The following is a 14,662-nucleotide window of genomic DNA, read 5'->3' as shown; positions in this document are numbered from 1 at the left end:
ACAGCATAGGCCGGAACCCTCCGACCATTCAAGGCAAAAGGGTTGCCAACCAGGGATCGAAAAGGGACAATGGAAACATGCATTGTCTCATTGAACTGACCGAAGCTTCGGTCACGCGCGGCCAGACCCGGCTGCTCGGCCCGGTTTCCTGGCGACTCCTGCGTGGCCGCCACGCCGCCGTGATCGGCGAAAACGGCTCGGGCAAGACCACGCTGCTCAAGCTCCTGCGTGGCGAGATCGCGCCCGACCAAATGGCGGGACAGGCAGCGGGGAGAACGCAAGGCCAATCCCGCATCTTTGACTTTGGCCACGGTCCGCAATCCTCGCCCATCGGCCTGCGCCAGCGCATCGGGCTGGTCTCGTCGGACATGCAGGATTTCTATTTTCTCCACGCCCGTCGCGCCTCGGCCCGCTCCGTGATCCTGGCCGGATTCTTCGACACCCCGCTGCTCTACGACGAGCCTACCGATGCCCAGCTGGCCTTGGCCGGCGCGATCATCGACGAGCTGTCCATTGGCCATCTCGCGGACCGGGAGATGGGCACGCTCTCCACCGGGCAGGCGCGCATGGTGCTCATCGCCCGCGCCCTGGCGGCCAGGCCGGACGTGCTCCTGCTCGACGAATGCCTGGAGGGGCTGGACGCGCCCACGCGCCGGGAGATCCTTGGCCTGCTCGACGCGGCGTCGGCCAGCCCCGAGGCGCGGGCCACCCTGGTCTGCGTGGCCCATCGGGCGGGTGACGTGCCGGACTGCGTCGAACATGTCACCATCCTCGACGGCGGTCGGATCAAGGCCGAAGGCGGTCGGGAGGCCGCCCTGCGCGGACTGGCCGACGACGCGCCCCGGCTGGCCGCCTGCGACCTGCCGGTCACGGAGCCTGGGGAGTCCCAATCCGCGAATGGCGGGTATCCGTACCTGGTGCGCATGGACAATGTCTCCGTGGTCTGCGACGGCACGCGCATCCTGCACGCCGTTGACTGGCAGGTGCTGCCCGGCGAGTGCTGGGCCGTGGTCGGCCCCAATGGAGCGGGCAAGTCCACCCTGCTGCGGCTGATCACCTCGGAGTTGGCCCCCTATGCGGACGAGGCCGGGGCCGGGACCGTCAGCCGGTTGGGCGGCATGCCCATGGACGAGGCCAGGCCGCGCCTGGGCGTGGTCTCGCCCGCGCTTCAGGCCGCCTATGGCCGGGAGCTGGGCTGGGCGGTGAGCGCGCTGGAGACTGTGCTTTCCGGGTTCCGGGGCAGTGTGGGCATGTTCGACGAGCCCACCGACGACGAGCTGGTCACCGCCCGCGAGTGGCTGAACCGGGTCGGGCTGGTCGATCTGGCCGACCGTCCCTTGCGGCGCATGTCCTTTGGCCAGCAGCGGCGGGTGTTCCTGGCCCGGGCCATGGCGCCGGGACCGGACCTGCTCCTGCTCGACGAGCCGCTGACCGGGCTGGACGCGCCCTCGCGCGCCCTCATGCGTCAGTCGCTGGCGCGGCTGTCCGGAGCGGGTCTGTCCTTTGTCCTGGTCACCCACCACGCCGGGGACATGATCGACGCCATCAACCGGGTGCTGGTCCTTGAGGCAGGCCGAGTGGCCTTTTCCGGCAGCCGCGAGGCATACGAGTCGTGGCGCAGCGCTTTCCGGGGCGCGGACATTGCCAAGGGTTCCGTCACGGGGTAGGATGGTTCACCCCGTTCCACGCTGATCATGCAACCGGAGGTTCCCGTGCGGCGCGAAGGCAAAGTGACCTGGTTCAACGACAAGAAGGGATTCGGTTTCATCACCGGCGACGACGGCCTGGATGTCTTCGTCCATTACACCGAGATCGTGCGCGACGGATTCCAGAGCCTGGAGCCCGGCGAGCGCGTCAGCTATGCCGTGACCGACGAGGAGATCGCCCCCAAGGCCGTGGACGTGCATCTGGCCGATGAAGGGGCGCGCCGGACGTTGCTGTAATTTCGGGCGGTTCGGACAGCCTACATCCCGTGGTCGCGCATGTGGGCGTCGAGGACGTTGTCCACGAGGACGCGCTTTTCGTCGATCCTGCCAGGGGTGATAGTGTAGCGGGTGACGACCCATTCGAGGTTGTCGATGTATTCCACGTGTCCGTAGCCGCCCTCGGGCAGCGCGTCCCGGATCAGCTCCAGAAAATCGTCGATCATCAGGTAGACGCCCTCGTGGTCCAGGCGCAGGACGTCGCCGTCGTATTCCACCTGATCAAAGGGGATCGAGTCCCTGATCCGCTCGAACAGCTCCGGCGAAATGCGGTGGAAATCGGCGTATACCCTGACATCTTCCATGATTCCCTTTCCTTGGTTGACTGGCGGTCCGAAGCCGCAGTTACGCACCGTTGCCCAGCCGGCCAACCAGGGCTGCGTGCTTGGCCTCCAGGTCGTCCCAGAGGAGGCGGGCGTTGTCGCGGGCCAGGGCGGCCAGTTCGTCGTCCGAATATTTGGTGTCGAGTTTGAGCTTGTTGCCCATGACGTGGCCGGTCTGGCGCACGGTCTGCGCCTTGGCCAGGCTCGAATGCTGGACATGGCGCACGGCCAGGGTCCCGGCGTACACGGCGGGCATCCCGGCCAGGGCCGAGCGCAGGTCGCGGTCCAGGTCGTCAAATTGCGAGGGGGTGTAGCGCAGGTCGAACCCGCCCGCCCGCTCCACGGCGGCCATGGATACGAGGTGGCAGCAGCCCGAGACCGAGAGGCAGGGCCGCACATAGGTGAACAACCCCGTGTCCGGTGACCCGGCGCAGTTGTCGAAGACCAGCACCCGGCTGGGCAGCTCGCCCGGTTGCACCGGCCTGGGCGGCTGGGGAAAGAGGTTGTAGTCCGCCGACTGGAGCCCGTGGGGCGGGGTGGCCGAGGTGATGCGGCAGCCCACGGCTCCCACATCGCGACGCCCCTGTGCCGCGTCGAGCAGCCGGGTCAGCCAGTCTGGCGGCAGGACCACGTCGTCGTCCAGGAAGGCGGCCCAGGCGGTCTTGCGCACCTCGGGCAGGGAGAGCAGCCAGTTGCGTGCCGCTGGAGCGCCCACATTGACCGGCAGGGTGGTGACGTTGAGCGGGGCGTGTCCATTCTGCGGCCCGAACAGCCCGCGCGCCCGATCAAGCACCTCCGGGGTGCGGTCTGTGGACCCGTTGTCCAGGACAAATACGCCTGCCCGGCCCAGGTGGCTGGCGGCCAGACTCTCCAGGGTGTCGGCCAGCAGGTCCGCCTTGTTCCACGAGTAGAGGAGCACGGCCACCGACGCGGTTTCGTCCCTGCCTTCGTCTGCCAGGGGCGTCGGCGCGTACAGGTCGTGCAGCTTGAGGGTCAGGTTGACGTGCCAGGGGATGGCCTGCCAGAGCATGGTCAGGGCATCCCGGCCTTTTTCGGATTCTCCCAGACGCAGCAGCAGTTCGCCGCCCGCGCAGGCGCGCCAGAGTCCCCACAGGGACGGGTCCAGTCCCGCGACCAGGGGGAGTGCCTCGTCGGCTGGTCGGGTGTGGAAGGCCAGCTCGGCCATCAGCCGCGCCTTGAGCGGCTGGGCGGGCGCGTCCCAGGCAATCAGGTCCAGGGCGGCCTGGGCCAGCTCGGGCCGGTTCAAAAAAATCAAATCCTGCCAGCAGTGGCGCAGCCAGGAGAGCCCCTTGACCCGGTCGCGCATGACCGCTGCCAGGAAACGCAGGATGAGCGGCAAATCGTTGCCTCGCGCCAGGGTGTGCCAGGCGGCGACAGCCTCGGCATCGCTGTCGCCCAGGGGCGGCGCTGCTGCCAGCCTGGTCATGAGCGCGGCCAGACCGGGATGCGCAGACAGGGTGGCGGGCGCAATGGTCGCGCCAAGGGCGGGCGAGAGGGGATGCGCCTGCGCGCCCCACAGTCCCATGCCCATGGCCGCGCTGCGGCAGCCGGGGTCATCCGCGCCCAGCATGGTCAGTCCCCGGAGGAGCCCGGCCAGGGTGTCGGGCGTGCCCATGCCCAGGTGCCAGCCGGAGAAGCGCTGCCTGAAGGCGGGCTGGAGCCCGGCGCAGGGGGGCAGCGTGGCGGGAGGGCGCAGGGCTTCGGGGTATGCGGACATGTCCATGATGCCCGACATCTAGCAGAAATCCGGGTGCTTCGAAAGGGGCTTCGCGCACCCGTCAGCGGCACGCTGTTGACTTTTCGCAGTGCGGCGCATAGGTGGTAACCATGGCACATTCCACCGATCTTGCCGGTCTTCCGGGCGATCTGCTGCGCCCGCTGCTGCTGGGCTGCACGGGCAAGGCGCATCTGCACGCCACTGCGGCCACGGCCCTGGCCCACAGCCGCGAACCGGGCGACGTGTTTTCGCGGATAGCGGCGGACCTGCTCCTGGCTGCCTGGGGCGAGAACCCCTTTGACGGGCAGTGCGCCGCGCTGCTGGCCGAGTCCCTGGGGCGGCTGCCCGCCCTGCCGCGCGTCCTGATCCCGGCCCTGCGCTCGGTCATGGCCCACTGGCAGGCCGAGGTCACGCCCGAAATCCGGCTGGCCATGGCAGGCCGACCCGCGGACCAGCTCGCCTGCATCACCGGCCAGTTGCGCCACGCGCCGCGCAACCTGTTCTGGTGGCACCATCTTTACGAATTCTGCCGCATCCGGGGCGACTGGTCGCCGCTGTCCACGGCCCTGACCCCGATCCTGCTCGCGCCGCCCGAGGGGCTTGGCCCGCTCTTTGCCTATGCCCAGGCCAACGTCCTGCTGGTGTCCGGCGACGGGCTGGCCGCAGCGGGAATCTACCGCGATCTGGAAGCGACGCTGCCTCTGCCTCTGGTCCGCGAGCGGCTGGCCACGGCCTGGCTGCGCTCGTCCAGGCTCGACATGGGGACCGGGCTGCTGCGTGAATGCGCCCTGGCCCGGCCCTGGCACGTGGGGCTGTGGCTGCGCCTCTATGAACTGGCCGTGGACGGCGCGCATGACCGCCGCCCCCTGCCGGGGCGGGTGATGGTCCTTGGTTACTCCTGGAACAAGGCGGTCGATCTGGCCGTGACCCTCGACTCCCTGGCCCGTTCCGAGCTTGGCGAGGCGCAGGTGCGCATCCTCGACAACGGGAGCACGGACACCACCGCCGAGGTGGTGCGCCGCTTCATCGACCGGGTGGGCTCGGACCGGGCCGCCCTGGTCCGGCTGCCGGTCAACGTGGGCGCGCCCGCTGCCCGCAACTGGCTGATGCATCTGCCCGAGGTGGTGGAGAGCGACTTTGCCGCCTACATCGACGACGACATCGCGCTGCCGCCGGACTGGCTTCTGCGGCTGGGCTGTGCCGTGGGCCGCTACCCGGAGGCCGGGGTGTGGGGCTGCAAGGTGGTCGAATTCGACGGACCGGCCAGGGTCCAGTGCGGCGAGCACAACCTGACGCCCGACCCGGCGGGCCGTGAGCGCGCGCTGATGGCGCCGCTCATGCTCCAGGAGGCGGATTTCGGGCAGGCGGATTACATCCGCCCCTGCGCCTCGGTGACCGGATGCGTGCATCTGTTCAGGACGGCGAGGCTGCTCAAGACCGGCCCGTTTGACCTGCGCTTTTCGCCCACCCAGTACGACGACCTGGAGCGCGACCTGCGCATGGTCCTTGGCGGCGGCCACGCGGTCTATCAGGGGTTCCTGGCCATTCCCCACAGGCGCGTCTCGGGCGCGCAGAGCGACGTGGGCGGCGTGCAATCAGCCGGGGCCACGGCCAACATGCACAAGCTCATGGGCAAGTACGCACCCGAGGAATTCGAGCGCATGGCCGGGCTCATGGACCGTGTCCTGCTGGCCGACGTGACGGGCAAGATGCGCGCACTCGGGGCGTGATCCGCCGGTCCGCTGGCAAGATTGGAGTGGATTTTCTGGAAAAAGTGTTGCACAGGTCATTGCTCCGCCCGCCAAGCGTGTGCATAATGAACGCCAGTGAAACTAGGGCCGTGCCGACACGACCTCGCACCGCCATACATTTTCGACTTCATACCAAGGAGAATCCATGTCCAAATTCGAATCCTACACCTTGTTCAGCGGCGGCGCCCAGGGCGCGGAGTCCGAATTCGGCCAACTGGCCGAGCAGTATGGTCTGGCCGAGGTCAACTACACCTTCGAGGGACACAAGATCGAGCGCACCCGCGGCATCCGCGTGCTGACCAACGAGGAGCTGATCAGAAAGGACGTCAGCCTGACCTACGTCTCCAAGCTTCTCAGCCGCAAGTTCACCAATGCGGAGAAGATGCGCAAGGTGTTGCAGACCATCATGCACCAAGTGGAGTCCTCCCATCAGGTGTTCGTTGTCGGCACCATCCAGGAGGACGGCACGGTCAAGGGCGGCACCGGCTGGGGCGCCGAATTCGCCAAGATCTGCAACAAGGATCTCTTTGTCTTCGGCCAGGTGAAGAACGGTTGGTTCAAGTGGGAGTCCGGCCAGTGGGAGCCTGTGACCGCTCCGGTCATCTCGGAGATGCACTTCACCGGCACCGGCACCCGTTTTCTTGAGGACAATGGCCGCAAGGCCATTGCCGATCTGTTTGCCCGCTCCTTCAAGTAGGGGGCGACGCCAGTCCACGCAGGGGCGGTCCGGGAATCCGGGCCGCCCTTTTTCATGGGGCGCAACCAGCGCGGGTCACTCGCCGAGGGCCTCAAGCAGGAGTGGCCGGACCATGCGCCAGAACGTGCCTGCCGGACTGTTCAGGACGGGCAGGACCGCGTCCAGGGCGCGGAGAAAGTGGAGCCTGTCGGCCCGGATCACGGCCCGGTCCATGCGCGCCAGTTCACTGTGGTCGAACTTGTGCTCCATCTTGTAGTGGTTGGCGTAGGCCTGGGCCAGGGATGCCCTGGTGCGCGCGCTGCCCGTGTCCTGGAGGTGGACCACCTCGACCCCGCCGTCGTAGAGCACCTGCCCGCCCGCCTTCCATATCTGGAGATCGTGCTCGATGTCGTCCACCTGCGAGGGCGAGAAGCGCACGTCGAAATCCGGCACCCGAAGCCTGCGCAGCCGCTCCATGGCAAAGAGGTGGCAGCAGCCCATGACCGTCAGGCAGGGGCGGGCCGCGTCGAACTGGCCCAGGTCCATGAGGGTGGGCGCGTTGGGCGTCAGCCGGATCTTCCGCTCCCCGATCTCATGGAAGGTGCGGAAGGCGTACTGGATGGTCCGCACCCCCTGGTTGACGCACTTGGCCCCCACGGCCACGCCTTCCGGGTGGCGGGCCAGGGTGGCCGCGAACCGGGTCAGCCAGTGGGGTGGCAGGAGCACGTCGTCGTCGAGAAAGGCCACCAGCCGGGCCTCGCGCACTTGCGGCAGCGAGAGCAGCCAGTTGCGCGCCGCCGGAGCGCCCACATTGACCGGCAGGTGGACAAACTCCAGCCTGCCCGTCTGCGCCAGTCGCTGCGCGCCAGTCCTGACGCGCCGCTCCAGCTCGTCGGGCTGGCAGGCTGTGGTGCCGTTGTTCAGAATGGTCATCCGCGCCTCGCCCAGGTCTGTCCGGTCCAGTGCGGCCACGGTTTGGGCCAGCATGTCCGGCTTGTTCCAGGAGTAGAGGCAGATGCGGGTGTCCGGGCCGGGGTGGGCCGTGGGGCCGGACTCGGCCAGCTCGGCCAGTTGTTCGATCACTGCGGGCTGGAAGGGCTCGGCGTCAAGGGAGGCGGCAAGGTGCTGCCGGGCCGCCGCCATGTCCCCCTGGTCCAGGGCCAGCCGGGCGCGCAGGTTCAGGCCGGGAAAGGCCGGGACGGATTCGTCGAGCAGCATCCGGGCCAGGAGCGGCTCGCCCGCACCGTATGCGCCCCAGGCCAGGACCGGCCCGGCCAGCAGCCCGGACGGCGAGGCAGCCATGATCTCGACGGCCCGGAGCAATTGCCCGCGCGCACCTAAGCGCCACAGGGCGAGCAGGGCCGGGTAGCGACAGGCGTTGGCCGGTTGGGCCTGCATGTAGGCGATCAGCGCGTCAGGAGAGGCGGCCTGCATGTCTGGCAGATCGATGTTTTCAGGCACCGGCTCGGCATCGGTCAGTTGGTGCGCCCGGTCGAGCCACTCGCCCATGGGCGGGTGGCCGAGGGAGTGGTTCACGTCCCGGGCCAGCCGGAGGGTGTCGCGGTCAAAGGGGTCGAAGATCGCGGCGTGGCGGATCAGCGCGCTGCCCAGGGCGGCCAGGACAGGCGTCAGCGGGCGCGCTTCGAGCAGGGTGCCTGCGGCGGCCAGGGCATGGTCCGGGGCCAGGTATCCGCTGGCGCGGGTGCGCTCGACAAGGCGCGAGACAAGGCGGGCTGCGTTGGTCATGCCCCGGTGTAGCAGACTTGGCCGGACAATGGAAAGCCCCCGGACGCGTTGGCGTCCGGGGGCTTGTGGTCAGGCCGGGCTCTGATCAGTTCTCCAGCTTTTTCCTGGGCTTCTTCTTGGTCTGCGAGAACCTTTTCACGTCGAGGTTGTACTTCTTCACCTTGTAGTTGACGATGCGGTAGGAGACGCGCAGGTCGCGGGCGGACTGGAGCATGTTGCCGCCGGTCTTCTTGAGCGAATCCACCAGCAACTCCTGTTCGAACTTGGCCACGGCCTCGCCAAAGGAGAGGTTGATGCCCGTGGCCGAGCTTTCGGCGGACTGGAGCGTGGGCGGCAGGTGGTAGGTGCGGATGACCGACTCCTCGCACAGCAGCACGGCGCGTTCGATGCAGTTCTTGAGCTCGCGCACGTTGCCGGGCCAGTGGTACATGACCAGCAGCTCAATGGCCGGGGTGGAGATGCGTTTGACCTCCTTGCCGTACTCGCTGGAAAAATCGCTCAGGAAATGTTCGGCCAGGGGCAGGATGTCCTCGCGCCGCTCATGGAGCGGCGGGATGAAGATGGGGAAGACGTTGATCCGGTAGTAGAGGTCCTCGCGGAACCTGCCCTTCTGGAGCAGCTCCTCCAGAGGCTGGTGGGTGGCGCAGATGAGCCGGACGTCCACGGTGATGGTCTGCTCGCTGCCCACGCGCTGGATTTCCTTCTCCTGGATGGCGCGCAGCACCTTGGCCTGGGCGTCCATGGACAGCTCGCCGATCTCGTCGAGGAACAGGGTGCCCTGGTCCGCCACCTCGAACAGGCCGCGCTTGGTCTGGAATGCGCCGGTGAACGCGCCCTTCTGGTGGCCGAACAGCTCGGACTCGATGAGCTCCGAGGGCAGGGCCGCGCAGTTGAGCTTGATCAGCGGCTTGTCGGCCCTGGGACTGGCCGAATGGATGGCCTCGGCCAGCAGCTCCTTGCCGGTGCCGGACTGGCCGCGCAGCAGCGCCGTGGCCCGGCTGGGGGCCACCTGGCGCGACTGCCTGAGCACGAGGCGCATGGCCTTGCTGGCGGCCACGAAGTCCTTGGGCGGGGTCGAGTCCGGGCCGCCGGCCATCATGCCCTGGGTGAGCAGGTGGTTATGGGTTGCCATCTCCTCCTGCAACTGGGCCACATGGCCCGCGATGATGCCCGCCACCACTTCGAGAAACTGGCGGTGCGCGTCGAGGTCCTCGGCCGGGATCAGGGGTACGTCCACCGAGAGCGCGCCGATGACTTCCTCGTGGTCCGTGCCCCGGTTGATGACCGGCACGCAGATGAAGCCGAGCTTGCGAAGTTCCTCTTCGCTGCGTCCGAACGCCTTGTTCAGGAACTCCTTGTCGTCGGACATGCGCGGGATGGTGATGGACTCGCCCGTGTTGAACACGCGACCGATGACGCCCCGGCCCGGCGAATAGGTCACGTCGTCGGAGCGGGCCGGGCTGTAGGTGAGCGAGAGCTTCAGGTTTTCGGTCTTGGGGTCCATGATGACCATGAACGCCCGGACATACTCCATGTCCTGGGCCAGTATTCTGAGCAGCTGGTTCAGCGATTCCTCAAGCGGGGCGTCCCGCTTGAGGGTGTCCTGAATGGTCTTGAGGGTGACCAGATAGCTGAGGTCGGAGTCGTCCTGTTTCTTGTGTGCCATTTCAATACTTCTCTAGGCGTTGAGGGCTTTTATGCCGAGTTCCAGGGCTTTGAGGTTGACGGCCTGAATCTTTGCGGGGAGGTTGGCCCTGATGGTCGCTTCGAGGGCTTCGGGGCCAAAGGGCAGCGCGCCCGTGGCGCACAGGGCGCCGAGCAGGGCGATGTTGCCGCTCTGGACCGCGCCCACCTCGATGCCGATGGTCTGGCAGGCCATGAAGTACGCCCGGTCGGTGCAGTCGGCCACCCTGGCCTTGATCTCGTCCAGGGTCGGGCACTGCTGTTTGCCCATGGCCACAGAGAGCGGGGGCATGAACTCGGTGCTGGAGAGGACCAGTCCGCCGCGTTTCAGATAGGGCAGGGCGCGCACTGTCTCCATGGGCTCGAAGCCCATGAGGATGTCCGCCTCGCCGTGGCCGATCTTGGGCGACTTGCAGCCGATGAGCACGGTGGATTCCACCACGCCGCCGCGCTGGGCCATGCCGTGGATTTCGCCGGAGGTGACGGGCAGACCAGCGGCGAGCACGGTCCTGGCCAGCAGGGTGGTGGCGGTCAGGGTGCCCTGGCCGCCAACGCCGGTCATGAATATGCGGATGGGCTTGACGTCGTTCATTCTAGTTGTCCCTTTTCTTGGCTTTGATGTGTCCGCACACCTGCAGACAGAGCATGCAGCCGTTGCACAGGATGGGATTGACCGCTGCGCGGTTGCCGTCCCGGTACATGGCCGGGCAGGCCAGGGTGTCCAGACACTCGAACCGGCCGGTGCAGCTTTCGGCCACATAGGCCACCTGGGACGCGACTTTTTTGTAGATCCGGCGGGTGAACAGCGGGCAAGGCTCCTTGGCGATGAGCACCCGCACGCCCTTCATTTCCTTGAGTTCCTCGAAGGCGGCCTGGGTTTTCTTCTGGTTGAAGGGGTTGACCTCTCGCACTTCGGTCACGCCAAGTCCGCGCATCGAGGCCTCGATGTCCAGCCGGGAGTCGTTGTCGCCGAGGATGGTCTTGTCCACGCCGGGGTGGGGCTGGTGGCCGGTCATGGCCGTGGTCCGGTTGTCCAGCACCACGATGAGCACGTTGTGCTTGTTGAACACCGCGTTGGCCACGCCGGTCAGGCCGGAGTGGAAGTAGGTGGAGTCGCCGATGAAGGCCACCACGGTCTTGCCCGAGGCCAGAGCCGCGCCGCCGCCTGCCGAGATGGAAGAGCCCATGCAGAGCAGGAAGTCCGCCGCCTGGAGCGGGGGCAGCAGCCCCAGGGTGTAGCAGCCGATGTCCGAGGAGTAGACCGCGTCATCGCCAAAGACCTTGCGGGCGGCGAAGTAGGTGCCGCGGTGGGGACAGCCCGCGCAGAGGTTGGGCGGCCGCATGGGCAGGGCGGCGGGCTGGCAGGCGTCCCGCGTCGGGGCCGCATCGCCGGTGAGCCGATAGATGGCGTCCTCGACCATGGTCACGGTGAACTCGTTGCACCGGGGCAGCACGTCCTTGCCGAGAATCTCGACATCCAGGCCGTTTTTCTGGACCAGTACGCGCAGGTCGTTTTCGAGGATGGGTTCCAGCTCCTCCACCACCAGCGCCTTGGACACCGACGAGAGGAAATCGAGGCACAGGGTCTCGGGCAGCGGGTGGCTAAAACCGAGTCCAAGCACCTTGACCTTGCCGGTCAGACTGGACTGAGCCAGGGCGTCGGCCACATAGGCGCGGCTGATGCTTGAACAGACGATGCCCAGCGATCCGCTGCCGGTGACGGTGTTGTAGGGGGAGTTCTCGGCCTCCTGGCGCAGGGCTTCGAGCCGCTCGAGCAGGGCCACATGCATGGGCCGGGAAAAGGCCGGGATGGGCACGAACTTCGACGGATTGCGTTTGAATCCTTCCGGGGTGCCGGGGTCGGCCACAGGGCCAAACTCCACCGGGCCGCGCAGGTGGTTGACCCGCGTGGTGGTACGAAGCATGAAGGGCGCGCCGTGCTTTTTGCTCAGGAGCAGCCCGTCGCGGGTCATGTCCTTGGCCTCCTGGGCCGTGGCCGGTTCGAGGACCGGCATGCCTGCCAGCCGGGCGTAATAGCGGTTGTCCTGCTCGTTCTGGCTCGAATGGCAGCCCGGATCGTCCGCAGAGAGCAGCAGCAGGCCGCCCGGCGTGCCGGTGTAGCACAGGGTCATGAGCGGGTCGGCAGCCACGTTGACCCCGACGTGCTTCATGGTGCACAGCGTCAGCGCGCCGGACAGGGTGGCTCCGCCCGCCACTTCGAGGGCGACCTTCTCGTTGACGGAATACTCAAAGGCGTACTTGCCTTCGGGCGAGAGGCGAAAGAGCGTGTCGGGCACCTCGGAAGACGGGGTGCCAGGGTAGCAGGTGGCTACCTGCAATCCCGCCTCCACGGCTCCGCGAACAATGGCTTCGTTGCCGAGCAGAAGGTCGATGTGGCCGGGAGTGTCGGCCAGGAGGGGATGGGGCATGGGATATCTCCGTGCGTGGTTCGCGGAACCGGTTTATTTCGCTTCCAGTTGGGCGATCTTGTGGTCGATGAAGGGCTTGTCCGTCACCTGCTGCTCGGCCAGCTTGCGGTAAGCCTCCAGGGCCTGGGGGGTGTCGCCCGCAGCCTCGGCGGCCACGGCGAGCTGGCGGTAGACCGGCGCGGTGAAATCTGCCGGGGCAATGCCCGCCAGATCCTTGAGTTCGGCCACGGCCTCCTTGGCCCTGCCTGCCAGGAGCAGGCACTTGGCGTGGCCCATGCGGGCGATGAGCCGCATCTCGTTGTCTGCTTCCGCGGCCAGACTGCCCCAGTAGCCCGCAGCCGCTTCGTACTGCGCGAGGTTCATGGCGGACTGGGCCAGTTCGAGGAACACGGCGGGCCGGGCCGTGGTGGGCGCGGAGTCGAGCAGCGCCTCAAGCCTGTCGATCTTGTCCTGGCCCGCGGCCTCGATGACGATGGTGCCGAGTTGGGTCTGGGCATTGGCCAGCGCCCGTGCCGTGTAGCCGCTGTAGGCCGCGTAGGCTGCGGCCACGAGGATGATGGCGACCACGCCTGCGAGGATCTGCCTGCTGTGCTTGAAGGCGGCTTCGATGACAGGATGCAGGGAGTTGGGAACACGCGCCTCGATGTCTTCAAGGGTGGTGTGTTCGGCGGTCTTGTTTTCAGCCATTGCTTTCGATGTCCTCCGTAAGGGTGTCTGTATGATCGCCGGACTAGGGTCTCGACAACGCAGAGGGCTAGATAAGCAAAATTGTAAAAAAGGTCAAAGCCTATTTTGTCGCAACCACCCTTTTCAGCCCCTTTTGGGGTCGTTTTGCGGGTTGCATCTCTGGCAAATGACAAAATGCGCAAACAGGCCCTTTGGGGGAGTGGTTCGTCTGGGCGAAGCGGGTTTGACTTTTTGCCCGGACGGGAGTTAGCACAGTGAATCCGCGCGGACCTGGGCTGGTCTGGCGGGCGGTAGCGACAATCTTCAGGGAGGGGGCATGGATATCCGCCAACAGATGATCGAGATGGGCAGGCGCGCCAGACGCGCGTCGCGGACCCTGGCCAAGGCGTCGGGCAAGGCCCGGAGCGGGGCGCTTGTGGCGCTGGCCGACCTGCTGGAGGCCGAAGCGTCGGCCATTGCCGAGGCCAATGCCCTGGACCTGGCCGCCGCCAAGGAGCGCGGGCTGGACAAGGCGCGGGTGCAGCGGCTGACCATCAGCGACAAGGTGCTGCGCTCCATGATCGCCGGATGCCGCGAGGTGGCGGCCATGGACGATCCCGTGGGCGGCATCGAGTCCATGACCAGACGGCCCAACGGCATGCTGGTGGGCCGCATGCGCGTGCCGCTCGGCGTGGTGGCCATGATCTACGAGTCGCGACCCAACGCCACGGTGGACGCGGGCATCCTCTGCCTCAAGGCGGGCAACGCGGTCATCCTGCGCGGCGGGTCCGAGGCGTTCCATTCCAACACCTGTCTGGCCGGGCTCATGCACCGCGCCCTGGAGCAGGCCGGGCTGCCGCGCGACGCGGTCCAGGTGCCTGCCACCACGGACCGCGAGGCCGTGGCCGAACTGCTCAAGCTCTCGGACTTCATCGACGTGGTCATCCCGCGCGGCGGCGAGGGGCTGATCCGCGCCGTGACCGAGCAGGCCACCATGCCGGTGCTCAAGCACTACAAGGGCGTCTGCCACCTCTTTGCCGATGCCTCCTGCGACATCACCAGGGCCGTGCCCATCATCGACAACGCCAAGACCCAGTACCCGAGCGGCTGCAACGCGCTGGAGTGCCTGCTGGTGCATCGCGACGTGGCCGGGGTGCTCCTGCCCCGCGTGGACAAGGTTCTGGCCGCCAAGGGCGTGCGCTTCAAGGCGTGTCCGCGCTCTCTGCCCCTGCTCGGCGACGCTGCCGAACCGGCCATGCCGGGCGACTGGGGGTATGAGTTCCTTGATCTGGTCCTGGCCGTCCGGGTGGTGGATTCCCTGGACGAGGCCCTGGACTTCATCGCCGAGCACGGCTCCAACCACACCGAGGCCATCCTCAGCGAGAACTACGAGCACTGCATGCGCTTCGTCCGCGAGGTGGACGCCTCCCTGGTGGTGGCCAACGCCTCCACCCGGTTCAACGACGGCGCCCAGCTCGGCCTGGGGGCCGAGATCGGCATCTCCACCTCCAAGCTCCACGCCTACGGCCCCATGGGCGTGCGCGAGCTGACCAGCGCCAAGTTCGTCCTCCTGGGCGAGGGCCAGGTGCGGGAGTAGGGAGCGGTCACAGACAACAAAGAAGGCCGCCGTTCTCGTGGGAACGGCGGCCTTTTCTTGGCTCTCGATCG

At 67.2% G+C, this 14,662-nt stretch carries 12 protein-coding genes; 5 read left to right on the top strand and 7 right to left on the bottom strand.

Annotated elements, in window-relative coordinates:
* Window positions 1–77 precede the first annotated feature (77 nt).
* A complete protein-coding gene (locus DAES_RS11920) occupies window positions 78–1,667 on the top strand; it encodes an ABC transporter ATP-binding protein (protein WP_013515279.1) in 1,590 nt (529 codons plus the stop codon).
* Between the two features lie 45 nt (window positions 1,668–1,712).
* Window positions 1,713–1,943: a cold-shock protein gene (locus DAES_RS11915; RefSeq protein WP_013515278.1), complete on the top strand. Its 231-nt coding sequence runs from the start codon at window positions 1,713–1,715 to the stop codon at window positions 1,941–1,943.
* A 20-nt stretch (window positions 1,944–1,963) separates the two neighbouring features.
* Here the strand turns inward: DAES_RS11915 and DAES_RS11910 are convergent, their stop codons facing one another.
* Together DAES_RS11910 and DAES_RS11905 are read right to left on the bottom strand one after the other, a co-directional pair.
* Window positions 1,964–2,287, bottom strand: a complete 324-nt coding sequence (locus tag DAES_RS11910) for a hypothetical protein (protein WP_013515277.1) — start codon at window positions 2,285–2,287, stop codon at window positions 1,964–1,966.
* Window positions 2,288–2,327: 40 nt separating this feature from the next.
* A complete protein-coding gene (locus DAES_RS11905; protein WP_013515276.1) occupies window positions 2,328–4,061 on the bottom strand; it encodes a glycosyltransferase family 2 protein in 1,734 nt (577 codons plus the stop codon).
* A 92-nt stretch (window positions 4,062–4,153) separates the two neighbouring features.
* On the opposite strand from DAES_RS11905, the gene DAES_RS11900 reads away from it, so the two are divergent.
* Both DAES_RS11900 and DAES_RS11895 read left to right on the top strand, forming a co-directional pair.
* Window positions 4,154–5,773 carry a glycosyltransferase family A protein gene (locus DAES_RS11900; protein WP_013515275.1) on the top strand — a complete coding sequence of 540 codons (1,620 nt, stop codon included), beginning with the start codon at window positions 4,154–4,156 and terminating at the stop codon, window positions 5,771–5,773.
* Between the two features lie 166 nt (window positions 5,774–5,939).
* A complete protein-coding gene (locus tag DAES_RS11895; protein ID WP_013515274.1) occupies window positions 5,940–6,491 on the top strand; it encodes a hypothetical protein in 552 nt (183 codons plus the stop codon).
* Between the two features lie 75 nt (window positions 6,492–6,566).
* On the opposite strand, the gene DAES_RS11890 is transcribed toward DAES_RS11895, so the two are convergent.
* From DAES_RS11890 to DAES_RS11870, 5 genes are all read right to left on the bottom strand, one after another.
* Window positions 6,567–8,216, bottom strand: a complete 1,650-nt coding sequence (locus DAES_RS11890; protein ID WP_013515273.1) for a glycosyltransferase family 2 protein — start codon at window positions 8,214–8,216, stop codon at window positions 6,567–6,569.
* Between the two features lie 85 nt (window positions 8,217–8,301).
* Entirely contained in the window at window positions 8,302–9,882 is a 1,581-nt protein-coding gene (locus DAES_RS11885) for a sigma-54-dependent Fis family transcriptional regulator (RefSeq protein ID WP_013515272.1), read from the bottom strand.
* A gap of 12 nt (window positions 9,883–9,894) precedes the next feature.
* Window positions 9,895–10,491 (bottom strand): indolepyruvate oxidoreductase subunit beta, encoded by a 597-nt coding sequence (locus DAES_RS11880; protein ID WP_013515271.1) that lies wholly within the window; start codon window positions 10,489–10,491, stop codon window positions 9,895–9,897.
* Window position 10,492: 1 nt separating this feature from the next.
* A complete protein-coding gene (gene iorA / locus DAES_RS11875) occupies window positions 10,493–12,328 on the bottom strand; it encodes an indolepyruvate ferredoxin oxidoreductase subunit alpha (RefSeq protein ID WP_013515270.1) in 1,836 nt (611 codons plus the stop codon).
* Window positions 12,329–12,361: 33 nt separating this feature from the next.
* On the bottom strand, window positions 12,362–13,015 hold the full coding sequence (locus DAES_RS11870) for a YfgM family protein (protein WP_013515269.1): 654 nt from the start codon (window positions 13,013–13,015) through the stop codon (window positions 12,362–12,364).
* A 316-nt stretch (window positions 13,016–13,331) separates the two neighbouring features.
* On the opposite strand from DAES_RS11870, the gene DAES_RS11865 reads away from it, so the two are divergent.
* The gene (locus tag DAES_RS11865; protein ID WP_013515268.1) at window positions 13,332–14,591 is read left to right on the top strand and encodes a glutamate-5-semialdehyde dehydrogenase; all 1,260 of its coding nucleotides are present in this window, start codon (window positions 13,332–13,334) and stop codon (window positions 14,589–14,591) included.
* Window positions 14,592–14,662 lie beyond the last annotated feature (71 nt).

The organism is Pseudodesulfovibrio aespoeensis Aspo-2 (genome assembly GCF_000176915.2).
In the GTDB taxonomy this organism is placed as follows: Bacteria; Desulfobacterota; Desulfovibrionia; order Desulfovibrionales; family Desulfovibrionaceae; genus Pseudodesulfovibrio; species Pseudodesulfovibrio aespoeensis.
The sequence above is the reverse complement of the archived record's forward strand: the minus strand, read 5'-3'. Positions and strand labels throughout refer to the sequence as shown.